22 protein-coding genes are annotated in these 21,802 nt (G+C 68.5%); 17 read left to right on the forward strand and 5 right to left on the reverse strand.

The window, feature by feature from the left end:
- Positions 1-138: 138 nt before the first annotated feature.
- Entirely contained in the window at positions 139-531 is a 393-nt protein-coding gene (locus KEC55_RS12150; protein WP_282505655.1) for a methylglyoxal synthase, read from the reverse strand.
- A 55-nt stretch (positions 532-586) separates the two neighbouring features.
- On the reverse strand, positions 587-1,366 hold the full coding sequence (locus KEC55_RS12155; RefSeq protein WP_282505656.1) for an SDR family oxidoreductase: 780 nt from the start codon (positions 1,364-1,366) through the stop codon (positions 587-589).
- 207 nt (positions 1,367-1,573) lie between these two features.
- Between KEC55_RS12155 and upp the strand changes: the two genes are divergently transcribed.
- From upp to KEC55_RS12225, 14 genes are all read left to right on the forward strand, one after another.
- On the forward strand, positions 1,574-2,224 hold the full coding sequence (gene upp / locus KEC55_RS12160; protein WP_006478229.1) for a uracil phosphoribosyltransferase: 651 nt from the start codon (positions 1,574-1,576) through the stop codon (positions 2,222-2,224).
- Positions 2,225-2,441: 217 nt separating this feature from the next.
- The gene (locus KEC55_RS12165; RefSeq protein WP_176050406.1) at positions 2,442-3,170 is read left to right on the forward strand and encodes a YebC/PmpR family DNA-binding transcriptional regulator; all 729 of its coding nucleotides are present in this window, start codon (positions 2,442-2,444) and stop codon (positions 3,168-3,170) included.
- Between the two features lie 104 nt (positions 3,171-3,274).
- Positions 3,275-4,555 carry a phosphoribosylamine--glycine ligase gene (gene purD / locus KEC55_RS12170; RefSeq protein WP_282505657.1) on the forward strand — a complete coding sequence of 427 codons (1,281 nt, stop codon included), beginning with the start codon at positions 3,275-3,277 and terminating at the stop codon, positions 4,553-4,555.
- A 317-nt stretch (positions 4,556-4,872) separates the two neighbouring features.
- The gene (gene hemF, locus KEC55_RS12175) at positions 4,873-5,796 is read left to right on the forward strand and encodes an oxygen-dependent coproporphyrinogen oxidase (RefSeq protein ID WP_176050408.1); all 924 of its coding nucleotides are present in this window, start codon (positions 4,873-4,875) and stop codon (positions 5,794-5,796) included.
- A 38-nt stretch (positions 5,797-5,834) separates the two neighbouring features.
- The gene (locus tag KEC55_RS12180; RefSeq protein ID WP_432626295.1) at positions 5,835-6,536 is read left to right on the forward strand and encodes a nicotinate-nucleotide adenylyltransferase; all 702 of its coding nucleotides are present in this window, start codon (positions 5,835-5,837) and stop codon (positions 6,534-6,536) included.
- A 4-nt stretch (positions 6,537-6,540) separates the two neighbouring features.
- Positions 6,541-6,990 (forward strand): ribosome silencing factor, encoded by a 450-nt coding sequence (gene rsfS / locus KEC55_RS12185; protein WP_282505658.1) that lies wholly within the window; start codon positions 6,541-6,543, stop codon positions 6,988-6,990.
- An 18-nt stretch (positions 6,991-7,008) separates the two neighbouring features.
- Positions 7,009-7,479, forward strand: coding sequence for a 23S rRNA (pseudouridine(1915)-N(3))-methyltransferase RlmH (gene rlmH, locus KEC55_RS12190; protein ID WP_006484265.1), 471 nt, complete (start codon positions 7,009-7,011; stop codon positions 7,477-7,479).
- 51 nt (positions 7,480-7,530) lie between these two features.
- Positions 7,531-8,163: a Maf family protein gene (locus tag KEC55_RS12195; RefSeq protein WP_282505659.1), complete on the forward strand. Its 633-nt coding sequence runs from the start codon at positions 7,531-7,533 to the stop codon at positions 8,161-8,163.
- A gap of 8 nt (positions 8,164-8,171) precedes the next feature.
- On the forward strand, positions 8,172-9,641 hold the full coding sequence (gene rng, locus KEC55_RS12200; RefSeq protein WP_176050411.1) for a ribonuclease G: 1,470 nt from the start codon (positions 8,172-8,174) through the stop codon (positions 9,639-9,641).
- Between the two features lie 127 nt (positions 9,642-9,768).
- Positions 9,769-10,098, forward strand: coding sequence for a YggL family protein (locus KEC55_RS12205; protein ID WP_282505660.1), 330 nt, complete (start codon positions 9,769-9,771; stop codon positions 10,096-10,098).
- 458 nt (positions 10,099-10,556) lie between these two features.
- Positions 10,557-11,711: a collagen-like triple helix repeat-containing protein gene (locus tag KEC55_RS12210; protein WP_282505661.1), complete on the forward strand. Its 1,155-nt coding sequence runs from the start codon at positions 10,557-10,559 to the stop codon at positions 11,709-11,711.
- A gap of 254 nt (positions 11,712-11,965) precedes the next feature.
- Positions 11,966-12,928: a PRC-barrel domain-containing protein gene (locus KEC55_RS12215; protein ID WP_282505662.1), complete on the forward strand. Its 963-nt coding sequence runs from the start codon at positions 11,966-11,968 to the stop codon at positions 12,926-12,928.
- On the forward strand, positions 12,925-14,187 hold the full coding sequence (locus tag KEC55_RS12220) for an MFS transporter (protein WP_282505663.1): 1,263 nt from the start codon (positions 12,925-12,927) through the stop codon (positions 14,185-14,187). The genes KEC55_RS12215 and KEC55_RS12220 overlap by 4 nt, the downstream gene beginning before the upstream one ends.
- A gap of 41 nt (positions 14,188-14,228) precedes the next feature.
- Positions 14,229-14,795, forward strand: a complete 567-nt coding sequence (locus KEC55_RS12225; protein ID WP_282505664.1) for an FUSC family protein — start codon at positions 14,229-14,231, stop codon at positions 14,793-14,795.
- A gap of 64 nt (positions 14,796-14,859) precedes the next feature.
- Here KEC55_RS12225 and KEC55_RS12230 read toward each other — a convergent pair whose 3' ends face one another.
- Positions 14,860-15,240, reverse strand: a complete 381-nt coding sequence (locus KEC55_RS12230) for an RcnB family protein (RefSeq protein WP_176050417.1) — start codon at positions 15,238-15,240, stop codon at positions 14,860-14,862.
- A 94-nt stretch (positions 15,241-15,334) separates the two neighbouring features.
- Positions 15,335-17,086, reverse strand: a complete 1,752-nt coding sequence (gene msbA, locus KEC55_RS12235) for a lipid A export permease/ATP-binding protein MsbA (RefSeq protein WP_282507525.1) — start codon at positions 17,084-17,086, stop codon at positions 15,335-15,337.
- A gap of 224 nt (positions 17,087-17,310) precedes the next feature.
- Between msbA and KEC55_RS12240 the strand changes: the two genes are divergently transcribed.
- From KEC55_RS12240 to KEC55_RS12250, 3 genes are all read left to right on the forward strand, one after another.
- A complete protein-coding gene (locus tag KEC55_RS12240; RefSeq protein ID WP_282505665.1) occupies positions 17,311-18,063 on the forward strand; it encodes a glycosyltransferase family 2 protein in 753 nt (250 codons plus the stop codon).
- Between the two features lie 132 nt (positions 18,064-18,195).
- Positions 18,196-19,038, forward strand: a complete 843-nt coding sequence (locus KEC55_RS12245; protein ID WP_282505666.1) for a glycosyltransferase family 2 protein — start codon at positions 18,196-18,198, stop codon at positions 19,036-19,038.
- Positions 19,039-19,170: 132 nt separating this feature from the next.
- Positions 19,171-20,451 (forward strand): O-antigen ligase family protein, encoded by a 1,281-nt coding sequence (locus KEC55_RS12250; RefSeq protein WP_282505667.1) that lies wholly within the window; start codon positions 19,171-19,173, stop codon positions 20,449-20,451.
- 132 nt (positions 20,452-20,583) lie between these two features.
- Here KEC55_RS12250 and KEC55_RS12255 read toward each other — a convergent pair whose 3' ends face one another.
- Entirely contained in the window at positions 20,584-21,762 is a 1,179-nt protein-coding gene (locus tag KEC55_RS12255) for a glycosyltransferase family 9 protein (protein ID WP_282505668.1), read from the reverse strand.
- Between the last annotated feature and the right edge of the window lie 40 nt (positions 21,763-21,802).

Below are 21,802 nucleotides of genomic sequence, written 5' to 3' on the forward strand. Positions count from 1 at the left end.
CGGGTCGCCGATGCGCAGGCCGGCCGATTCATGCGGGAACCGGGCGGCGGGCGCGTATCGCGACGCACGATTCTCGCGCGTCGCCGCCGTCCGTGCATGGCCCTGCCGCAAGCAGGGGCAATCGGGCGCGGCGCGTGCCTAGCAAACGTCCTGCATGTTGCGCGCCAGATCGTCGAGCAGCATCCGCGCGGTGGCGACGTTGGTCGCAACCGGCACGTCGTGCACGTCGCAGGCACGCACGAGCGCGGTGATATCGGGGTCGTGCGGCTGCGCGGTCATCGGATCGCGCAGGAACACGACGATGTCGACACGGCCTTCGGCCAGTTCCGCGCCGATCTGCAGGTCGCCGCCGAGCGGCCCCGACAGCTTGCGTTCGACCTCCAGCCCGTGCGCGGCTGCAATACGGCCGCCCGTCGTGCCCGTCCCGACCAGCCGGCATTGCGCGAGCGTCGCGCGGTATTCGCCCGCGAGCGCGACGATCTCGGCCTTCTTCGCGTCGTGCGCAATCAATGCGATGCGGGGTTTGCTCATCTCCAGTTCCTTCGTCGTTCGGTTGTTGTCGTGATCGTGAATCGAAAGGCGCGGGTCAGAACGTACCGGGATACGCGCCGCCGTCGAGCAGCCAGTTCTGCCCGGTGATGTAGCCGGCATGCGCGCTGCACAGGAACGCGCAGGCTGCGCCGAATTCGGCGCGCGTGCCGAGGCGACCGGCCGGGATGTCGTTTGCGCGCCGCACGCGCATTTCGTCGACCGTCACGCCCTGCGCCTTCGCCGATGCGGCGAGCGTCGTCGCGATCCGGTCGGTGTCGAACAGCCCCGGCAGCAGGTTGTTGATCGTCACGCCCTGGCCGGCGACCTTGCGCGACAGCCCCGCGACGAAGCCGGTCAGCCCCGAGCGCGCGCCGTTCGACAGCGCGAGCACGTCGATCGGCGCCTTCACGGCCGAGCTGGTGATGTTGACGATCCGGCCGAAGCGGCGCGCGATCATCCCGTCGATGGTCGCGCGGATCAGCTCGATCGGCGTCAGCATGTTCGACTCGAGCGCGCGGATCCAGTCGTCGTGCGAGAAGTCGCGGAAGTCACCGGGCGGCGGGCCGCCGGCATTCGTCACGAGAATGTCCGGCTGCGGGCACGCGGCAAGCGCGGCCGCGCGCCCGTCCGGCGTCGTGATGTCGCAGGCAACCGCGGTGACCGACACGTTCGCGCCGGCGCGGATCTCCTCCGCGGTTTCCTCGAGCGTGTCGCGCGTGCGCGCGACGATCACGAGGTTAACGCCCTCGGCGGCCAGCGCTTCCGCGCAGCCGCGCCCGAGACCCTTGCTTGCTGCGCATACGAGCGCGGTCTTTCCTTCGATACCGAGATCCATCGTCGACTCCCTGGTGGCGACGCGCGCCGGGACGGCCCCGCCGCGCCGGTGGGCGGGCGAACGGGCGTGCGCGGCGCGCGGATTGTCGTGAGACGTCGATAATATCCGGATCATGCGGCGCGCCTTGGTAAAATTGCGGCCATAAGCGGCAGCCGGCTTGCGCCCGCCGCCGCCCCGATCACCTTTTGCCGCCAAGGCGCCCCCGTCATGAAACAGGACAGCCGTTTCCCGAATCTCTTCATCACCGATCACCCGCTGATCCAGCACAAGCTCACGCATATGCGCGACAAGGACACGTCCACGCGTACGTTCCGCGAGCTGCTGCGCGAGATCACGCTGCTGATGGGCTACGAGATCACCCGCAACCTGCCGATCACGACCAAGCGGGTCGAAACCCCGCTGGTGGCCGTCGACGCGCCCGTGATCGCAGGCAAGAAGCTCGCGATCGTGCCCGTGCTGCGCGCGGGCATCGGGATGTCGGACGGCCTGCTCGACCTGGTGCCGTCCGCGCGGGTCGGCCACATCGGCGTGTACCGCGCCGAGGACCACCGCCCGGTCGAGTACCTGGTGCGCCTGCCGGACCTGGAAGACCGCATCTTCATCCTGTGCGACCCGATGGTCGCGACCGGCTATTCGGCCGTGCATGCGGTCGACGTGCTCAAGCGCCGCAACGTGCCGGCCGCGAACATCATGTTCGTCGCGCTGGTTGCCGCGCCGGAAGGCGTCCAGGTGTTCCAGGACGCGCACCCCGACGTGAAGCTGTTCGTCGCGTCGCTCGATTCGCACCTGAACGAACACGCGTACATCGTGCCGGGCCTCGGCGACGCGGGCGACCGCCTGTTCGGCACCAAGAACTGAGTGCCTGCACGGCCGCGCGGCGCGCGGCCCGGTCCGCTACGGCCTGCCCGGCCGTTCGGCCATGCGCGGCGGCCCCGATCCGGCGGTCGCCGCGTGATAAAATCACGGTCCACTCGATACGCGCGGCCCCGCGGCTTCATGCCCGCCGACACGGCCGCCGACTCAACGACACATTGAAACAATCGCCCGCGCTGCGCGCCCGGGCACGGAGAAAGGTATGGCTGGTCATTCGAAATGGGCCAACATCAAGCATAAGAAGGCAGCGGCCGACGCGAAGCGCGGCAAGATCTGGACCCGTCTGATCAAGGAAATCCAGGTCGCGGCGCGCCTCGGCGGCGGCGATGTCAACTCGAACCCGCGCCTGCGTCTCGCGGTCGACAAGGCGGCCGACGCGAACATGCCGAAGGACAACGTCAAGCGCGCGATCGATCGCGGCGTCGGCGGCGCGGACGGCGCGAACTACGAAGAAATCCGTTACGAAGGCTACGGCATCAGCGGCGCGGCGATCATCGTCGACACGCTGACCGACAACCGCACGCGTACGGTCGCGGAAGTTCGCCACGCATTCTCGAAGTTCGGCGGCAACATGGGCACCGACGGCTCGGTCGCGTTCATGTTCGATCACGTCGGCCAGTTCCTGTTCGCGCCCGGCACGTCGGAAGACGCGCTGATGGAAGCCGCGCTCGAAGCCGGCGCGAACGACGTGAACACGAACGACGACGGCTCGATCGAAGTGCTGTGCGACTGGCAGGCATTCTCGGCGGTGAAGGACGCGCTCGAAGCCGCCGGCTTCAAGGCCGAACTCGCCGAAGTGACGATGAAGCCGCAGAACGAAGTCGAGTTCACCGGTGACGACGCGGCGAAGATGCAGAAGCTCCTGGACGCGCTCGAGAACCTCGACGACGTGCAGGACGTGTATACGAACGCCGTCATCATCGAGGAATGAGATGCCGGCCGCCGTGCGCCTGTCGCGGCGGCGGCCCGACCGATACCGCGGCCGGCGCGCCTGAGCGTGCCGGCCGCCCTGTTTTCTAGTCTGCGGGGAATCCCATGAAACTACTCGTCGTCGGTTCCGGCGGCCGCGAACATGCGCTGGCGTGGAAGCTCGCGCAGTCGCCGCGCGTCCAGATGGTCTACGTCGCGCCCGGCAATGGCGGCACGGCGCAGGACGAGCGTCTGAAGAACGTCGATATCACGGCGCTCGACGAACTCGCCGATTTCGCGGAAAGCGAAGGCGTCGCGTTCACGCTCGTCGGGCCGGAAGCACCGCTCGCGGCCGGCATCGTCAACCTGTTCCGCGCACGCGGCCTGAAGGTCTTCGGCCCGACCCGCGAAGCCGCGCAGCTCGAAAGCTCGAAGGATTTCGCGAAGGCGTTCATGAAGCGCCACGGCATTCCGACGGCCGAGTACGAAACGTTCTCCGACGTAGCCGCCGCCCACGCGTACATCGACGCGAAGGGTGCGCCGATCGTCGTGAAGGCCGACGGCCTCGCGGCCGGCAAGGGCGTCGTCGTCGCGATGACGCTCGAAGAGGCGCATGCAGCGGTCGACATGATGCTGTCGGGCAACAAGCTGGGTGACGCCGGCGCGCGCGTCGTGATCGAGGAATTCCTCGACGGCGAGGAAGCGAGCTTCATCGTGATGGTCGACGGCAAGCACGCGCTGGCACTGGCTTCGAGCCAGGACCACAAGCGCCTGCTCGACGAAGACCGCGGCCCGAACACCGGCGGCATGGGCGCGTATTCGCCCGCGCCGATCGTCACGCCGCAGATGCACGCACGCGTGATGCGCGAGATCATCATGCCGACCGTGCGTGGCATGGAAAAGGACGGCATCCGCTTCACGGGCTTCCTGTACGCGGGCCTGATGATCGACAAGGAAGGCAATCCGCGCACGCTCGAGTTCAACTGCCGGATGGGCGACCCCGAAACGCAGCCGATCATGGCGCGCCTGAAGAGCGATTTCTCGAAGATCGTCGAGCAGGCGATCGCGGGCACGCTCGACACGGTCGAGCTCGACTGGGACCGCCGCACCGCACTCGGCGTCGTGCTGGCCGCGCACGGCTATCCGGACGCGCCGCGCAAGGGCGACCGCATCAACGGGATCCCGGCCGAGACCGAACAGGCCATGACGTTCCATGCGGGCACGACGCTCGGCGACGGCGACAAGCTGACGACGTCCGGCGGCCGCGTGCTGTGCGTGGTCGGCCTGGCCGATTCGGTGCGCGAAGCGCAGCAGCATGCATACGACACGATCAACCAGATCAATTTCGAAGGCATGCAGTACCGCCGCGACATCGGCTTCCGCGCGCTCAACCGCAAGAGCGTGTGACGATCGCTTCGGGCGCGCCGCAAGGCCGCGCGCCGCGAGGGGCCTGTTTCCGCCAATAACGGGCCCTTCCGGCGGCCAGCCCCAGGATGGAATTTTTGTTAGTTTCGGGAACGTGCGTTGCCGGCCGCATTGCGGCGTTGCTCGTCGCTTGTTTGGCTCGGCCAAACGGCGCTCCTCGCGCCTTGCACCACGACCGGCAACGCACGTTCGCAAGCCCGTTATCAGCGGGAACAGGCCCCTCTGCCGGGGTTCGATAGAATGCCCGGCAGATGCCTTTTTTACGGCCCCCGCTTCGGGCGAGGGCACCCAGTCCAGACATGACCGATTCGACCTACGACGTAGCGCGCGTGCGCACGTACCTCCAGGGCCTGCAGACACGCATCGCCGATGCGCTCGGCGCGCTCGACGGCACGCCGCTCGCGACCGACACGTGGCAGCGCGGGCCGGCCGAACGCCTGCGCGGCGGCGGCTGCACGCGGATCCTCGAAGGCGGCCGCGTGTTCGAACGCGCGGGGATCGGCTTTTCCGACGTCGCGGGCGATGCGCTGCCGCCGTCGGCGAGCGCGGCGCGCCCGCAGCTCGCGGGCCGCGGCTTCGAGGCGCTCGGCGTGTCGCTCGTGCTGCACCCGCGCAATCCGTACTGCCCGACCGTCCACATGAACGTGCGGATGCTGATCGCGACGAAACCGGGCGAGGAGCCCGTGTTCTGGTTCGGCGGCGGCATGGATCTGACACCCGTTTACGGTTTCGAGGACGACGCGCGGCATTTCCACCAGACCTGCAAGGATGCGCTCGACCCGTTCGGCGCCGAGCTCTACCCGCGCTTCAAGAAATGGTGCGACGAGTATTTCTTCCTGAAGCACCGCAACGAAATGCGCGGCATCGGCGGGATCTTCTTCGACGATTTCTCGGAGCCCGGTTTCGAACGCTCGTTTGACATGATGCAAAGCGTCGGCGACGCGTTCCTGCAGGCCTACCTGCCGATCGTCGAGCGCCGCGCCGAGCTGCCGTACGGCGAGCGCGAGCGCGACTTCCAGGCGTATCGCCGCGGCCGTTACGTCGAATTCAACCTCGTGTTCGACCGCGGCACGCTGTTCGGCCTGCAAAGCGGCGGCCGGACCGAGTCGATCCTGATGTCGATGCCGCCGGCCGCGAACTGGCGCTATAACTGGCAGCCCGAGCCGGGCACGCCTGAAGCGCGCCTGTACACCGACTTCATCGTGCCGCGCGACTGGGTCTGAGCCCGCGCGCCCCGCTGCCCCAAGGAAAGGACGCGTTTCTGGACACCACCGCCCGCCCCGCCCCGCTGCCGCGTCGTATCGGCTTGCTGGGCGGCACTTTCGACCCGATCCACGACGGCCATCTCGCGCTCGCGCGCCGGTTCGCCGAGCTGCTCGGCCTGACCGAACTCGTGCTGCTGCCCGCCGGGCAGCCGTACCAGAAGCGTGACGTGTCGGCCGCCGAGCATCGGCTCGCGATGACGCGCGCGGCCGCCGGCTCGCTGTCCCTGCCGGGCGTGACCGTGACCGTCGCCACCGACGAGATCGAGCACACCGGCCCGACGTACACGGTCGAGACGCTCGCGCGCTGGCGCGAGCGAATCGGCCCGGACGCGTCGCTGTCGATGCTGATCGGCGCCGACCAGCTCGTGCGGCTCGACACGTGGCGCGACTGGCGCAAGCTGTTCGACCACGCGCACATCTGCGTGTCGACGCGCCCGGGTTTCGACCTGGGCACGGCGTCGCCGGACGTTGCGCGGGAAATCACCGCGCGGCAGGCCGGTGCCGACGTGCTGAAGGCCACGCCGGCTGGCCACCTGCTGATCGATACGACCCTTTCGTTCGACATTGCCGCGACCGACATCCGCGCACACCTGCGCGAATGCATCGCACGCCATGCGCAAATGCCCGATGCGTCGGCCGAACATGTGCCGGCCGCCGTATGGGCCTATATTCTTCAACATCGCCTCTACCATTCCTGAATCCATGGATATTCGCAAACTGCAGCGCGTGATCGTCGACGCCCTCGAAGACGTCAAGGCGCAAGACATCAAGGTGTTCAACACCAGCCACCTGACCGAACTGTTCGACCGCGTGGTCGTCGCTTCGGGCACGTCCAACCGCCAGACCAAGGCCCTCGCGTCAAGCGTGCGCGACAAGGTCAAGGAAGCCGGCGGCGACATCGTCAGCTCCGAAGGCGAAGACACCGGTGAATGGGTGCTGGTCGATTGCGGCGACGCGGTCGTGCACATCCTGCAGCCGGCCCTGCGCCAGTACTACAACCTCGAGGAAATCTGGGGCGACAAGCCGGTGCGGATGAAGCTCGGCGGCGGCAAGGGCCCGAACGGCTTTGCAACGGCCAGCGAAGACGAAGAGGAAGACGAGGAAACCGCGCCCGCACGCCCGGCACGCAAGACGGCCGCCCGCCGCCGTTAAGCCGTCACGCCTCTTCCGATGAAGCTTTTCATCCTTGCGGTCGGCCACAAGATGCCGGGCTGGATCGCATCCGGCTTCGACGAATACACGAAGCGGATGCCGCCGGAACTGCGCATCGAGTTGCGCGAGATCAAGCCCGAACTCCGTTCGGGTGGCCGCAGCGCCGAAAGCGTGATGGCGGCCGAGCGGCAGAAGATCGAGGCGGCGCTGCCGAAAGGCGCGCGCCTCGTCGCGCTCGACGAGCGCGGCCGCGACTGGACCACGATGCAGCTCGCCCAGGCACTGCCCGGCTGGCAGCAGGACGGCCGCGACGTCGCGTTCGTGATCGGCGGCGCCGACGGGCTCGATCCGGAGCTGAAAGCGCGCGCCGACGTGCTGCTGCGCATCTCGAGCATGACGCTGCCGCACGGGATGGTGCGCGTGCTGCTCGCCGAACAGCTTTACCGGGCGTGGAGCATCACGCAGAATCACCCCTACCACCGCGCATGACGTGTCGTCCTCGAGACGCGCGCCGCGCGCGCTCAACGAGATAACGACACCATGCCCTCCAGCACGTCCCCCGCGCTTTTCCCGACCCTTTACCTCGCTTCGCAAAGCCCGCGCCGCCAGGAGCTGCTGCAACAGATCGGCGTGCGCTTCGAATTGCTGCTGCCGCGCCCCGATGAGGACGCCGAAGCGCTCGAAGCGGAAGTGCCCGGCGAAGCCGCCGATGCGTACGTGCGGCGCGTGACCGTCGCGAAGGCCGAAGCCGCGCGTGCGCGCCTCGTCGCGAGCGGCAAGCCGGCCGCGCCGGTGCTGGTCGCCGACACGACCGTGACGATCGACGGCGCGATCCTCGGCAAGCCGGCCGACGCCGGCGACGCGCTCGCGATGCTCACGCGCCTCGCCGGCCGCGAACACGCGGTGCTGACCGCCGTCGCCGTGATCGATGCCGGCGGCGAACTACTGCCGCCCGCGCTGTCGCGCTCGTCGGTGCGCTTCGCGGCCGTGTCGCGCGACGCCTACGCCCGCTACGTCGAAACCGGCGAGCCGTTCGGCAAAGCCGGCGCGTATGCGATCCAGGGGCGCGCGGCAGAATTCATCGAGCGAATCGACGGTTCCCATTCAGGTATCATGGGTCTGCCCCTTTTTGAGACCGCGGCGCTGTTGCGCGCCGCGCGTGTCGCCTTCTGAATCCCACCATGAACGAAGAAATCCTGATCAACCTCACGCCGCAGGAAACGCGGGTCGCACTCGTCCAGCAAGGCTCGGTGCAGGAGCTTCACGTCGAGCGCACGCTGTCGCGCGGGCGGGTCGGCAACATCTATCTCGGCAAGGTCGTGCGCGTGCTGCCCGGCATGCAGTCGGCGTTCATCGACATCGGCCTCGAGCGTGCGGCATTCCTGCACGTCGCCGACATCTGGCATCCGCGCCTCGCGGGCGAGCCGCAGTCGGGCGCGCCGCACCAGCCGATCGAGAAGATCGTGTTCGAGGGCCAGACGCTGATGGTCCAGGTGATCAAGGATCCGATCGGCACGAAGGGCGCGCGGCTGTCGACGCAGGTCAGTATCGCGGGCCGCACGCTCGTCTACCTGCCGCAGGAGCCGCATATCGGCATCTCGCAGAAGATCGAGAGCGAAGCCGAACGCGAAGCCGTGCGTGCGCGCCTGACGGCCGTGATCCCGCCGGACGAGAAAGGCGGCTACATCGTGCGCACGATCGCCGAGGATGCGACTTCCGACGAACTGGCCGGCGACGTCACGTACCTGCGCAAGACCTGGGCGACGATCGTCGGGCAGGCGCAGCGGCTGCCGGCGACGAGCCTGCTGTACCAGGATCTCGATCTCGCGCAGCGCGTGCTGCGCGATTTCGCGAACGACGACACGACGCGCATCCAGGTCGATTCGCGCGAGACGTACCAGCGCCTCGCGGAATTCGCGGGCGAGTTCACGCCGGCCGTGAGCCCGAAAGTGCACCACTACACCGGCGAGCGGCCGCTGTTCGACCTGTACAACATCGAGACGGAGATCCAGCGCGCGCTGTCGCGCCGCGTCGACCTGAAATCGGGCGGTTACCTGATGATCGACCAGACCGAGGCGATGACGACGATCGACGTGAACACGGGCGGCTACGTCGGCGCGCGCAACTTCGACGACACGATCTTCAAGACCAACCTCGAGGCCGCGCACACGATCGCGCGGCAGCTGCGGCTGCGCAACCTCGGCGGGATCATCATCATCGACTTCATCGACATGGAGAACGCCGAGCATCGCGACGCGGTGCTGTCCGAGTTGAAGAAGGCGCTGTCGCGCGACCGCACGCGCGTGACGGTCAACGGCTTCTCGCAGCTCGGGCTCGTCGAGATGACGCGCAAGCGCACGCGCGAATCGCTCGCGCACGTGCTGTGCGAGCCGTGCCCGACCTGCCAGGGCAAGGGCCAGGTGAAGACGTCGCGCACCGTGTGCTACGACATCCTGCGCGAGATCCTGCGTGAGTCGCGGCAGTTCAACCCGCGCGAATTCCGCGTGATCGCCGCGCAGCAGGTGATCGACCTGTTCCTCGACGAAGAGTCGCAGCATCTCGCGATGCTGATCGACTTCATCGGCAAGCCGGTATCGCTGCAGGTCGAATCGAATTTGAGTCAGGAGCAGTACGATATCGTGCTGATGTAACGGTCCGCCCAACCGCCGCCGGCATCGCCGCGCGGCGCCCGGATACGGCGCCCGGGCAGTTCGCGCATGCCGCGCCAGCGCCCGCCGCCGTATTTTCATTTACCCCTTTTTGCACTCACCACACACCATGAGCCAAGGCCACAACCGCCGCCAGCGCAAGAAACTCCACATCGGCGAATTCCAGGAACTCGCGTTCAATGCCACCGCGCATTACCGCAACGAAATGACCGACCTCGGCGAACTGATCGACGCGTTCATCGACTTCGTCGAAGCGAACGGACTGCTGACCGTCGCATCCGCGGACGAAGGCATCGGCGCCTATGTGATCTCCGGTGCACCGCGCGGCACGACGACCGACGCCGATCGCGAACTCGTGCGCGGGTGGCTGGCCGCCCGTCCGGAACTGACGGACGTCAAGGTCAGCGAATTCACCGACGCGTGGTATCCGGACGCCTGACTTTCCCGCTTCACCTTGCTTCACGCAGCGCCCGCACCTGCCCGCCATGACGGCGGGCAGGACGGCGCGGCACCTCTCCCGCCCCCCACTCCCCTCCGCCTCACCGGCACCGACTCACACGATTCACGCCGCGTCGACCGTAATTACCCCGATTTCCGCATTGAATCGGACGCTTACTTCAATTTAACGATCATTAAAAGACGTCTCGTACCGGCGGACCTACTCTGATCGCCAGGAATCCGGTGTTTTACGGCGCGATCGGCAAGCAATACGAAAGAATGCGATCGCTCGTCCGACAGGTGCGCCGGATTCCGGTACGGGCGAAATGCGACACGGCGACAGGCAATCAGGGAGACAACCAACCATGCGCCAGCCGCTTCCCGTTCGCAGCGACGACACGTCGACGCACGCGACGGCCGCCTGACCCAATCCATCGAACGAGACAAGACGAGGACGACATGACTACGCCGACCATCAATCAAGCAGGACTCCGAATGATCATGATCGCGACGGGCGTTGCGGCGCTGATGTCGCTGTCCGCCTGCGGCGGCTCCGGCTCGCTGAGCCAGGGCACCGGCGGCGGCGGATCGGGTTCGGGCGACACGACCGCGACGACCGGCGGCACGGGCAACGGCTCCGGCGGCACGTCGGCGAATGCGGTCGGCCAGACGACCGCGGCATCGAGCAACGTCGTGACGGCCGCGGGCAGCACCGTATCGGGCGTCGGCACGGTGATCGCGGGCCAGTCGCTGCCCGGCACGAACGCGGCGACCACCCAGGGGCTCGGCACCGTCGTGCAGGACGCCGGCGCGGCCGTCACGACGCTCGGCACCGGCATCGGATCGGGGCTCGGCCAGCTCGGTGCGTCGTCGAATCCGGTCGGCACGACGGTCGCGAGCACGGGCGGCGTGGTCACGAACCTCGGCGACGCGGTCGCCGCGACCGGCGGGGTCGTGTCGAGCCTGGGCGCCAGCGGCTCGGCACTGGCCCCGCTCGCCCCCGTGACGTCGCCCGTCGGCGGCGCGATCACGACGCTCGGCAATACGATCGCGGGTGGCGGCGCAACGCTCGGCACGCAACTGTCGACCGGCCCTGTCGCACAGGTCACGGGCGCCGCCAGTTCGGCGATCACGCCGATCACGACGACGGTCGGGTCGGTCACGCAGACCGTCGCAGCGAGCACGCCGCTCGGCGCGCCGCTCACGAACCTCGTGACGACGGTCGGCAACGGCGTCGCGAACGTCGGCACGACGATCGCGAAGACCGGCGGCAATCCGGTCACGACCGGCGTCGGCAACGTGGTGACGGCAACCGGCAATACGGTGGCCACGGCCGGCACGACGCTGCTCGGCGGCGGCGGTGCCGCAACGAATCCGCTCGCGCCGGTCACGGGGCTCCTGTCGACGGGTGCACTGGGCGGCGCGACGGGCGGCAGCAGCCCGGCAGGCGCGCTCACGTCGGCCGTCGGCGCCGTGACGGGCGCCGTATCGGGCGCGGCCGGCGGCTCGCCCGTCGCGGGATTGACGGGCGGCACCGGCACCGGTGCGCTCTCGAAGGCGGGTGGCGGCGTGCTCGCTCCGGTCACGACGACGCTCGGCTCGCTGGTCAAATAAGCCGCACGCAGGCACGGCGCCCGCATCGTCGCCGACGATCGGGCGCCGCAGCCGCCACCTCGGCCCGTCCCGCCTCGCCCGCGCCCCCTCCGATCCCTACCTTTTCCCCACAGTCCGCCTGCAACAGGCCATCGAAATCGGTCCTGAAAGCAAGACACGTTAAAATCTCACCTCGCGTGGTGCGCCGCCCGCACCCGCCATCCATCGCCAGCCGCGTGCCCTCGGGCCGCCCCCGACCCATGGAGTGAGTGTCAATGAGCGGCGGACTCCCGTTTCCCGCATCCCGCAAGTCGTTGCCGTCCTCGACGGTCTTCCTGATCCTCGCCGCCGTCGCGTTGCTGTCCGGCTGCGGGCTGCTGCCGGTCCAGAACCCGCCCGCGCCGATCAGCGAGGCGCTCGTCGAGCCCGTCGAGGAAACCGCCGGCGAACCGCTGACGATGCCACCCGTGCCGGCGCCGACGCAACCGGAGGCGCCGGAAGCGCCGAAGAAGCCGCACCGCGAAGTGACGCGGCCGAAACCCGTGCAGCGCCCCGAAACACCGACGCCGCCACCGCCTCCGCCCGCGCCGATCGTCGCGACGCGCCCGCTCGACCGCACCCAGATCCATGCGCTGCTCGACAGCGAGGTCGCGCGCCGCAACGGCAAGGTGATCGGCCGCGCAGTCGACATGGTGACCGACGCGAGCGGCAAGCCGCGCGAGATGATCGTCAACCTGCAGGGCTTCATGGGCGTCGGCGACCGCAAGGTCATCTTCCCGTGGGACGTGTTCCGCTTCACGCCGGGCGGCAAACAGGAGCCGATCGTGCTCGACGTGCCGTCGGGCGACCTGCCGCCGGCCGCGCGGCCGAAGGCCGTGCCGCTGTCGGGCTCCGCCGCGGCCTCGCCCGCGACACGGCTGCCGATGCTCGACAGCGATGTCGAGCGCCCGAACGGCACGAAGATCGGCCGCATCGTCGACGTGCTGATCGACCGCGCCGCGCAGCCGCAGGCTGTCGTGCTCGACCTCGGCGGCCTCGTCAATACCGACCGCCGTTCGATTGCCGCGAGCTGGGGCGCGCTGCGCTTCGTCACGCGCGACAAGGCGCTGCACCCGCAACTGGACCTGAGCGACGCACAGATCAAGGCGTCGCCACCCTACGCGGCCGACAAGCCGGTCGTCGCGGTCTTCCCGCCCGTTGCCCCGGCCCCGGCTTCATCTGCGAGTGCCACCCGATGACGATCAAGCATTCCGTCACCGCTCGCAGTCTGCGGTCCCTCGACTGGCTCAACTTCTTCGTTGCAAACGTTCAGACCGGGTTCGGCCCGTTCATCGCGTCCTACCTCGCATCGCACAAATGGACGCAAGGCGAGATCGGCATGGTGCTGTCGATCGGCACGATCAGCGCGATGGTCAGCCAGGTGCCGGGCGGCGCGGCCGTCGACGCGCTGAAGAACAAGAAAGGCGCGGCCGCCTGGGCGATCGCGGCCATCATTCTGTCGGCGGTGCTGCTCGCGTCAAGCCCGACCATCGTGCCGGTGATCGCCGCCGAGGTGTTCCACGGCTTCGCGAGCTGCATGCTCGTGCCCGCGATGGCGGCGATTTCGTTCTCGCTGGTCGGCCGCGCCGACCTCGGCGACCGGCTCGGCCGCAATGCGCGCTGGGCATCGATCGGCAGTGCGGTCGCGGCAGGCCTGATGGGGCTCACCGGCGAGTACTTTTCCGCGCGCGCGGTGTTCTGGCTGACCGCCGTGCTGGCGCTGCCCGCGCTGTTCGCGCTCGCGATGATCCAGCCGACTCACGAAGTGATCCCGCAGTCGTCGAAGCCGGACGATCACCACGACGAAGCCGGCGAACGCGAAACGCTGCTCGAACTGCTGCGCGACCGCCGGATGCTGATCTTCGCGGCGTGCGTCGTGCTGTTCCACCTGTCGAACGCGGCGATGCTGAACCTCGCGGCCGGTGAAGTCACGGCCGGGATGGGGGAAAACGTGCAGCTCGTGATCGCCGCGTGCATCATCGTGCCGCAGGCGATCGTTGCGATGCTGTCACCCTGGGTCGGCCGCTCCGCGCAACGCTGGGGGCGCCGGCCAATCCTGCTGCTCGGTTTCTCCGCGCTGCCGGTGCGCGCGCTGCTGTTCGCCGGCGTGAGCAGCCCGTACCTGCTCGTGCCCGTGCAGATGCTCGACGGCATCAGCGCGGCCGTGTTCGGCGTGATGCTGCCGCTGATCGCGGCCGACGTCGCGGGCGGCAAGGGCCGCTACAACCTGTGCATCGGGCTGTTCGGGCTCGCGGCCGGGATCGGCGCGACGCTCAGCACGGCCGCGGCCGGCTACGTCGCCGACCACTTCGGCAACGCGGTCAGCTTCTTCGGGCTCGCGGGCGCCGGCGCGCTCGCGGTGCTGCTGGTCTGGCTCGTGATGCCCGAAACGCGCGTCGGGAACGGCGACACGGCGGCCGACGAACCGGCTGCCGCCTCGCCCGAACAGGCGCACTGAACGCGGCGCGCCGCCGTTACCCGCTTCTTGGCCGACTCACGATGGATACGATCAGAACACTCAACGAAGCCCGCCAGCAGATCCAGCAGTCGATCTTCGAGCTGTTCAAGGGGCTGTCATTCAACGAACGGCTCGCGCAAGGCGGGCTGATGGCGCTCCAGGCCGTCTGCGGCGCGTGCCTCGCGTATGCGATCGGCCGCGCGATGCACTCCGAGCAGGCCGTGTGGGCGGCGATCACCGCGATCGCCGTCACGCAGCACAACTACTCGGACACGATGTCGCTGTCGCGCGACCAGTTCATCGGCGCAATGGTCGGAGGCGTGCTCGGCTTCGCGGGGGCGGCGGTCGGCGGCGATCGCCTCGTCACGTATGCGATCACGGTCGCGGTCGTGATCGTCTGCTGCTGGTGCCTGAATGTCGGCAGCGCAGCACGGCTCGGCGGCGTGACCGCGACGATCGTGCTGCTGTTCCCGGGCAACGGCCCGCTGTGGGATGTGCCGCTGATTCGGTTCGGCGAAGTGACGCTCGGCACCATATGTGCGCTTGGCGTGTGCTGGGTGATGTCGAGAATCGAGCGGCGCTGGTTCCGCCACGCGGAAGCCAAGTGACGCGGCGGACCGGCTGCCCGGCGCGCATCGCGGCATCGCGACACGTGCCGGGTGACCGGCGAGGTCAGTCGCCGAGCCGCAGCACGATGCCGGAGCCGATCTGCACCAGCAGGTGATCTCCGCCGACGCCCACCCATTGATAGCCGCGCGGCGGCGGGCTCAGGTGATAGCCGCGCCAGTCGTCGATCACGTACTGACGATCGCGGAACTCGGGGGGAAGCCTGTCACCCTTGTGCCACTCGCGGCGCGGCTGGTCGGCCCAGCGCGGCGGCACGTCGTCCTCATGACGCATCTGGCCGGGCGGCATGTGTTTCGGGCCGTGGCCACGCTGCATGCCGTGGCCGCCCTGGTCGTTGTGGTTGTCGTGGTCCTGCGCCATCGCGGCCGGCGCGGCGAAACCGGCCGCGATCACCGCGGCCAGCATCATCCCGTGCATCTTCTTCATCGTGCTTTCCCTCCGTGTTGTCACGTCGAACGAAACCACTCGAACTACCCGATGAAGACTAGCACACGGCACCGCGCGGCCGCATGAGCGCGTGTTACGCCGCCTGCTGCTGGTACTGGATCCGGTGCAGGTGCGCGTAGAGGCCGCCGTGGCGCAGCAGTTCGTCGTGACTGCCCTCCTCGACGATCTTGCCGGCCTCGAGCACGAGGATCCGGTCCGCACGCTCGATCGTCGACAACCGGTGCGCGATCACGAGCGTCGTGCGGCCTTCCATCAGCCGTTCGAGCGCCGCCTGCACATGGCGCTCCGATTCCGAGTCGAGCGCCGACGTCGCTTCGTCGAGAATCAGGATCGGCGCGTCCTTGTAGATCGCGCGCGCGATCGCGAGCCGCTGGCGCTGGCCGCCGGACAATCGCATCCCATTGCCGCCGACGAGCGTGTCGAGCCCGTCGGGCATCGCGGCGACCGCATCGGCGAGGTTGGCCGCCTCGAGCGCGGCCTGCACGCGCGCGCGGTCGGGCGTCTGCCCGTACGCGACGTTCGCGGCGATCGTGTCGTTGAACAGCACGACGTCCTGGCTGACCATCGCCATCTGGCCGCGCAGCGCATGGAGGTCGTAGTCGGAAACCGGTACGCCGTCGACCAGGATCGCACCGTCGGTCGGGTCGAAGAAGCGCGGCAGCAGGTTCACGAGCGTCGTCTTGCCGCTGCCGGACGGGCCGGCCAGCGCGATCATTTCACCCGGCGCGACCTTGAACGAGATGCGGTCGAGCGTCGGCCGCTCGGCCGCGCCGTAGTCGAACGACACGTTGCGGAATTCGATCTCGCCGCGCGCTTGCGGCAGCGGCCGGCCGCCGCCTTGCGGTTCGGCCGGCTCGTCGATCAGCCCGAAGATCAGCTCCGCCGCCGTCATCCCGCGCTGCAGCGGCTGGTTGACGTCGATCAGGTGCTTGAGCGGCGAGATCACCAGCAGCATCGACGTGACGAACGCGACGAAGCCGCCGACCGTCGTCTGGTCGTTCGACGACTGCACGACCGCGATCGTGATCACGACCGCGAGCGCGATCGACGCGAGGAACTGCGTGAGCGGCTGAGCGAGGCCGCCGGAAACCGTCATGCGCATCGCGTAACCGCGCAGGCGCTTGCTCATCTGCGTGAAGCGGTCCATCTCGTACGCTTCGCCGTTGTGCACCTTGACGACCTTGTAGCCGCCGACCGTCTCCTCGACGATGTACGACAGCTCGTTGGTGAGCGTCTGGTGTTCGCGGTTCAGGCGGCGCAGGCGGCGGTTGATCTTGCTGACGAGCCAGCCGATGCCGGGCAGGATCACCGCGACGATCAGCGTGAGCCGCCAGTTCAGGTAGAACAGGTAGCCGAGCAGGAAGATCACCGTCAGCGAATCGCGCACGAGCGTGACCATCACGCCGGTCAGCACCGACAGGATCTGGTTGACCTCGAACACGATCGCGTTGATCACCGTGCTCGCGGTTTCGCGCTGGAAGAACGACGCGCCGGTATGGAGCATCCGCTGGAACATCTCGAGCCGCAGTTGCAGCAGGATGCGGTTCGATACGTAGTTGAGCAGGTAATTCGACGTGTACTGCGACACGCCGCGCACGAGCGCCAGGCCGATCACCGCGATCGGCACGTACCATTTCGCGCTGTCGCTGCCATGCGCGCCGAAGCCGTGGTCGAGCAGCGGCTTGAGCAGCGCCGGGATACCGGCTTCGGTGGCCGCGACGACGCCCATCGTCATCACGGCGAGCACCACGATGCCGATCAGCGGCCGGATGTACGGCCACAGGCGCTTGATGACCGTGACCGGCGAGGTGCCGGTGCCGTCCATCGGTTTGCGAAGTGTGTTCTGGGTTTCCAAGGCAATCCTTCTTGAGCCGCGATGCGGCGCCCGGCGCGTGGCCGCCCGGGAGTTCGCCCCTGTCGGGCGGGTGCCTAAAAGGGCTCAACATTATAGCCGCACCGCCCCGCCGGCACGGGCATGGCCGATGCGGCCGGCGGCCGGGCCGCGGGTATACTGCCGCTCACCGTTTTCTCCGCCTTTCCGACGATTTCATGGCTGAACCCTCCCTCGGCGTCGCCCTCATCGCCCTCAACGCGTCCGCGCGGCTCGCGCAGTGCCTCGATGCACTGTCGTTCGCCGACGATGTCGTCGTCATCGACGGCGGCAGCACCGACGATACCGTCGCGATCGCGCAGGCGCACGGCGCGCGCGTGATCGTCGAGCGCGACTGGCCGGGCTTCGGCCCGCAGAAGAACCGCGCACTCGACGCGCTCGGCACCGACTGGATCCTGTCGCTCGATACCGACGAAGTCGTCACGCCGGAGCTCGCGCAGTCGATCCGCGACACGATCCGCGCGCCGGCCGCGCAGATCTATGCGGTCGACCGGCTGTCGAGCTTCTGCGGCCAGTGGATCCATCACAGCGGCTGGTATCCGGACTGGGTGCCGCGCCTGTTCCGGCGCGGCACCGCGCGTTTCTCGGACGACCTCGTGCACGAGCGCCTGGTGTTCGATGGCGCCGCGCAGCGCCTGGCCGGCAAGCTGATGCACTATTCGTACGAGGACTTCGAAACCGTTGTGCGCAAGCTCGACGCGTATTCGACGGCCGGCGCGCGCCAGCGCCGCGCGGCCGGCCAGCGCGGCGGCTTCGGCAAGGCGCTCGCGCGCGGCACCTGGGCGTTCGTGCGGACCTACGTGCTGCGGCGCGGGTTCCTCGACGGTCGCGCCGGCTTCATGATCGCCGTATTCAACGCGGAAACCGTGTATTACCGCTTCCTCAAGCTCGGCCACGAAGCCGCGCGCTGAGCGCCCGCCCCCGCGCACCGCCGGCGCGCGGGCGGCCCGGCGTTACAATGCCGGGCTGCCCGCGCCGCGCGTGCCCGCCCGAGAGGCGGCGCCACGCGCCGCCCGCCACGACGACCACCGACTCCGACCGCCATGTTCTCCATCATCATTCCGACCTGGAACAACCTGCCGTACCTCAAGCTCGTCGTCGACAGCCTGCGCCGCCATTCCGCATACGACCACCAGATCATCGTGCACGTGAACGACGGCTCGGACGGCACACTCGACTGGGTGCGCAGCGAGGGCATCGAACACACCGCATCGCCGGCCAACATCGGCATCTGCCACGCGGTGAACCTGGCCGCCGCGCGCGCGACGCGCGACTACGTCGTCTACATGAACGACGACATGTTCTGCTGCCCCGGCTGGGACAAGGCGCTCGTGCGCCGTATCGAGCAGATGCCGACCGACCTCTTCATGCTGTCGGGCACGATGGTCGAGCCGGTCGACACGCGCAACCCGTGCGTCGTCGTCAGCAATTTCGGCCGCGACGCCGAGCAGTTCGACGCGGCCGGCCTCGTCGCGGCGACGCCGAAGCTCGCACGCGCGGACTGGCTCGGGTCGACCTGGCCGCCGACGCTCGTGCACCGCGACTGGTGGAACCGCATCGGCGGCTACAGCAGCGAGCTGTCGCCCGGCATGAGCAGCGACAACGACTTCTCGATGAAATTCTGGGACGCCGGCTGCCGGATCTTCCTCGGCGTCGGCGACAGCCTCGTCTACCACTTCCAGCAGAAGAGCACGGGCAAGATCGTCAAGAACGACGGTCGCCGCCAGTTTCTCAACAAATGGGGCATGACCCAGGCGACGTTCGACCGCTACTACCTGCATCGCGGCCAGCCGGCCGGCACGCAAATCGCGCTCGAAACGCCGGCGGTGGAAGGCCGCCTGAAGCGTGCGCTGCTGCGTTCGCGGATCAAGCGCGCCTTCAGCTGATCGAACCCCGAAAACGGCACGGAATCCTGTCCGGCTTCGCGTATACTTCGCGGTTCGTCCCGAATCTCCCGCCGGGACGCGCGGTGGCCGCACGATGCCGGCGCGCCGCATTCGTCCATTCGACAGGTTCCGATGCTTTCGTTTTCCGCTCCCGCCTCGCGGCGCCTGACCGCCGCCCGTGCATTCGCCGTCGCCGCGCTCTGCATGGTGCCGGTCTCGACCGCGCTGACCAACGTGTTCTGCGGGCTGTTCGCCGCCGCGCTCGTGATCTCCCCCGAATTCTGGCGCGACCTGCGCTCGTTCGTCACCGATCAGGCTTCGCTCGCGGCGCTGTTGATCCTCGCGGCGCTGGCCATCAGCGTCACGTACACGGTCGCACCGCACAACAAGGCGTGGAACTGGGTCGCGAAGTACGACAAGCTGCTGCTGCTGCCGTTTGCCGTGCTCGCGTTTCGTCACTCGAACTGGGCGCCGATCGTGCGGCGTTGCTGGTTCGGCACGCTGTGCGTAATCCTGTTGCTGTCGACGACCAATTATCTCGGGCTGACCGCGATCGGGCCCGCGCATGCGACCCAGCTGCCGCTATCGCGCGCGTGGGTGTTCAAGAATCATATCGCCGCCGGCATGTTCGGCGCGCTGCTGTTCTACCAGGCCGCCGATCTCGCGCTGACGGCCCGCACGGCGCTGTCGCGCGTCGCATACGCGGGCATCGCCGCGTGGTCGCTCGTCAACGTGTTCGTGATGCTGCAAGGACGCACGGGGCAGGTCATCGCACTGCTGCTGATCTTCGTGGTCGCGGTGCGTTTCGTGCTGCTGCTGCGCCGGCAGTCGGCGCTGCGCGCCGCGCTTGCCGCAGGCGTATTCGCGCTCGCCGGCGTCGCACTCGTGGTCGCCGCGTGCACGGTTCACAACGGCCGGCTCGTGAAGGTCGTGACGGAAGTGCAGCAGTATCGGCAAAGCGATGCGGCCACGTCCACGGGGCTGCGTCTCGAGTGGTACAAGAAGGGGCTCGAACTGTTTCGCCAGCGCCCCGTGGTCGGCTACGGCGCGGGCGGCCTCGAATCCGAATTCGAGCGACTCACGGCCGGCAAGACGGCGGCCGAAGGCCAGCTCACCTCGAACCCGCATAACGAATACCTGCTGATGGCCGTGCAACTCGGCACGGTCGGCCTGCTGCTGTTCATCAACCTGATCGTGCAGATCGCGCGCGGCAGCCGCGCGCTCGATCCGCGTTCGCGGCATTTGCTGCTCGGGTGGCTCACGATCTTCGCGATCGGCAGTCTCGCGAACTCGCTGCTCCTCGATTTCGCCGAAGGGCACCTGATCGTGCTGCTGGCCGGCATCCTGCTCGGCTGCGGCGAACGCAGCGAAGCGCTGCCGCGCGAAACGTCGGCGATCCGGCGCAGCGCGTAACGTACGACGGCATACGCCCCCGCTGCCGGCCGCTTCCGCGGCAGCGGTGCCGCCGGCAAGGCGATCGGGCTGCGCGTCCTCGGCGCGGTTCGACTCCCCCTCAAATGCAGCGATACGCGCGTCTCCCGCGCGTCAGTCGGACCCGGCGCGATGCAGTCGCGACGTGTCGACGACGACATCCGCCGCCCCCGGCGGATTCAGCCCGAGCATGTCGGCCGCCGCGGCCTTCACGCGCTGCGTACCGAGATTGGCGAGGCAGTCGCTGCGGCTGTCGACCTTGCGCTCGCAGCCTTCGTGCCGGCACGGTACGCAATCGCCCTCCCCCTGCAGCAGCCACACGTTCCCGTGCCGCCCCGAGCCACGCAATGGCCAGGGATTCTCGGTCGCGGGCCAGTGCTGCGGCCACGGCCCCCAGCGCACGGGGTCGGACGGGCCGAACAGCGCGATCGTGTCGGTACCCGTCGCGGCCGCGACGTGCGTCGCGCCGGTGTCGGGCCCGATGAAGAGCCGTGCGCGCCGCACGAGCTCCGCGCTCTCGCCGAACGTCAGCCGGCCGACCAGGTTCAGCACGTCGCCGCCCGCTTCGGCCGCGACCTGCTCCGCATACTCGCGCTCGCTGTCGGCCGGGCCGCCCGACAGCGCGACCGCGAAGCCGTGCTCGCGCAGCCAGCCGATCATCTCGACCCAGCCGTCAAGCCGCCATTGCTTGTAGCGGAACATCGGATACGGATGCAGGACGACCAGCGGCTTGCCGTCGCGGATCGCCGGCGACTCGGCGAGCCACGCGTCGAAGCGCGCGCGCCGCGCGGGATCGTCGCCGATGCCGGGCGCAACGACCTCGGACACCGGCTCGATGCCGATCACCGGGGCAAGGGCGAGCGTGCTGACAACCGTATGCGCGGATTCGTGATGATTGATCGCGATCCCGTTCAGCATCAATCGTGTGAGCCACGTGACGCGATTCGGATCGACGAGGCCGACCCGCTTGCGGCCGGCGAACCAGCTGTAGAAACGCGGCCGGTCGGAACTCAGCGCCGCGCACGCGAGATCGTAGCGGCGCCACATCGACAACGCGTCGCGCAGCCGCTCGCGAAATCCCGCACGTTGCGCGACGACGATCACGCGGCGCACGTCGGGATTGTGCTCGAGCACGCCCTCGGTGCCGCGAAACACCAGCATGTCGATCTGTGCCTCCGGCCAGCGGGCCTTCAGCGAACGCACGAGCGGCGTCGTCAGCAACACGTCGCCGATCCGACGCGGCGCGGCAACGAGGATGGTTCTGGGCGGGCGGGCAGAAGAAAACAGGGCCACGGCGATCGATCTGTCTAGCTGGCTGAACAAGGCTGGCAAT

The organism is Burkholderia cepacia, assembly GCF_029962485.1.
In the GTDB taxonomy this organism is placed as follows: Bacteria; Pseudomonadota; Gammaproteobacteria; order Burkholderiales; family Burkholderiaceae; genus Burkholderia.

Coding starts and splice junctions, on each gene's coding strand:
- purD (WP_282505657.1), top strand. CDS start 3,275: ATGAAACTACTCGTCGTCGGTTCCGGCGGCCGCGAACATGCGCTGGCG.
- KEC55_RS12230 (WP_176050417.1), bottom strand. CDS start 15,240: ATGAAGAAGATGCACGGGATGATGCTGGCCGCGGTGATCGCGGCCGGT.
- KEC55_RS12240 (WP_282505665.1), top strand. CDS start 17,311: ATGGCTGAACCCTCCCTCGGCGTCGCCCTCATCGCCCTCAACGCGTCC.
- msbA (WP_282507525.1), bottom strand. CDS start 17,086: ATGGACGGCACCGGCACCTCGCCGGTCACGGTCATCAAGCGCCTGTGG.
- KEC55_RS12155 (WP_282505656.1), bottom strand. CDS start 1,366: ATGGATCTCGGTATCGAAGGAAAGACCGCGCTCGTATGCGCAGCAAGC.
- upp (WP_006478229.1), top strand. CDS start 1,574: ATGAAACAGGACAGCCGTTTCCCGAATCTCTTCATCACCGATCACCCG.
- KEC55_RS12210 (WP_282505661.1), top strand. CDS start 10,557: ATGACTACGCCGACCATCAATCAAGCAGGACTCCGAATGATCATGATC.
- KEC55_RS12165 (WP_176050406.1), top strand. CDS start 2,442: ATGGCTGGTCATTCGAAATGGGCCAACATCAAGCATAAGAAGGCAGCG.
- KEC55_RS12195 (WP_282505659.1), top strand. CDS start 7,531: ATGCCCTCCAGCACGTCCCCCGCGCTTTTCCCGACCCTTTACCTCGCT.
- KEC55_RS12205 (WP_282505660.1), top strand. CDS start 9,769: ATGAGCCAAGGCCACAACCGCCGCCAGCGCAAGAAACTCCACATCGGC.
- KEC55_RS12215 (WP_282505662.1), top strand. CDS start 11,966: ATGAGCGGCGGACTCCCGTTTCCCGCATCCCGCAAGTCGTTGCCGTCC.
- KEC55_RS12250 (WP_282505667.1), top strand. CDS start 19,171: ATGCTTTCGTTTTCCGCTCCCGCCTCGCGGCGCCTGACCGCCGCCCGT.
- KEC55_RS12220 (WP_282505663.1), top strand. CDS start 12,925: ATGACGATCAAGCATTCCGTCACCGCTCGCAGTCTGCGGTCCCTCGAC.
- KEC55_RS12225 (WP_282505664.1), top strand. CDS start 14,229: ATGGATACGATCAGAACACTCAACGAAGCCCGCCAGCAGATCCAGCAG.
- rng (WP_176050411.1), top strand. CDS start 8,172: ATGAACGAAGAAATCCTGATCAACCTCACGCCGCAGGAAACGCGGGTC.
- KEC55_RS12150 (WP_282505655.1), bottom strand. CDS start 531: ATGAGCAAACCCCGCATCGCATTGATTGCGCACGACGCGAAGAAGGCC.
- hemF (WP_176050408.1), top strand. CDS start 4,873: ATGACCGATTCGACCTACGACGTAGCGCGCGTGCGCACGTACCTCCAG.
- rsfS (WP_282505658.1), top strand. CDS start 6,541: ATGGATATTCGCAAACTGCAGCGCGTGATCGTCGACGCCCTCGAAGAC.
- rlmH (WP_006484265.1), top strand. CDS start 7,009: ATGAAGCTTTTCATCCTTGCGGTCGGCCACAAGATGCCGGGCTGGATC.
- KEC55_RS12245 (WP_282505666.1), top strand. CDS start 18,196: ATGTTCTCCATCATCATTCCGACCTGGAACAACCTGCCGTACCTCAAG.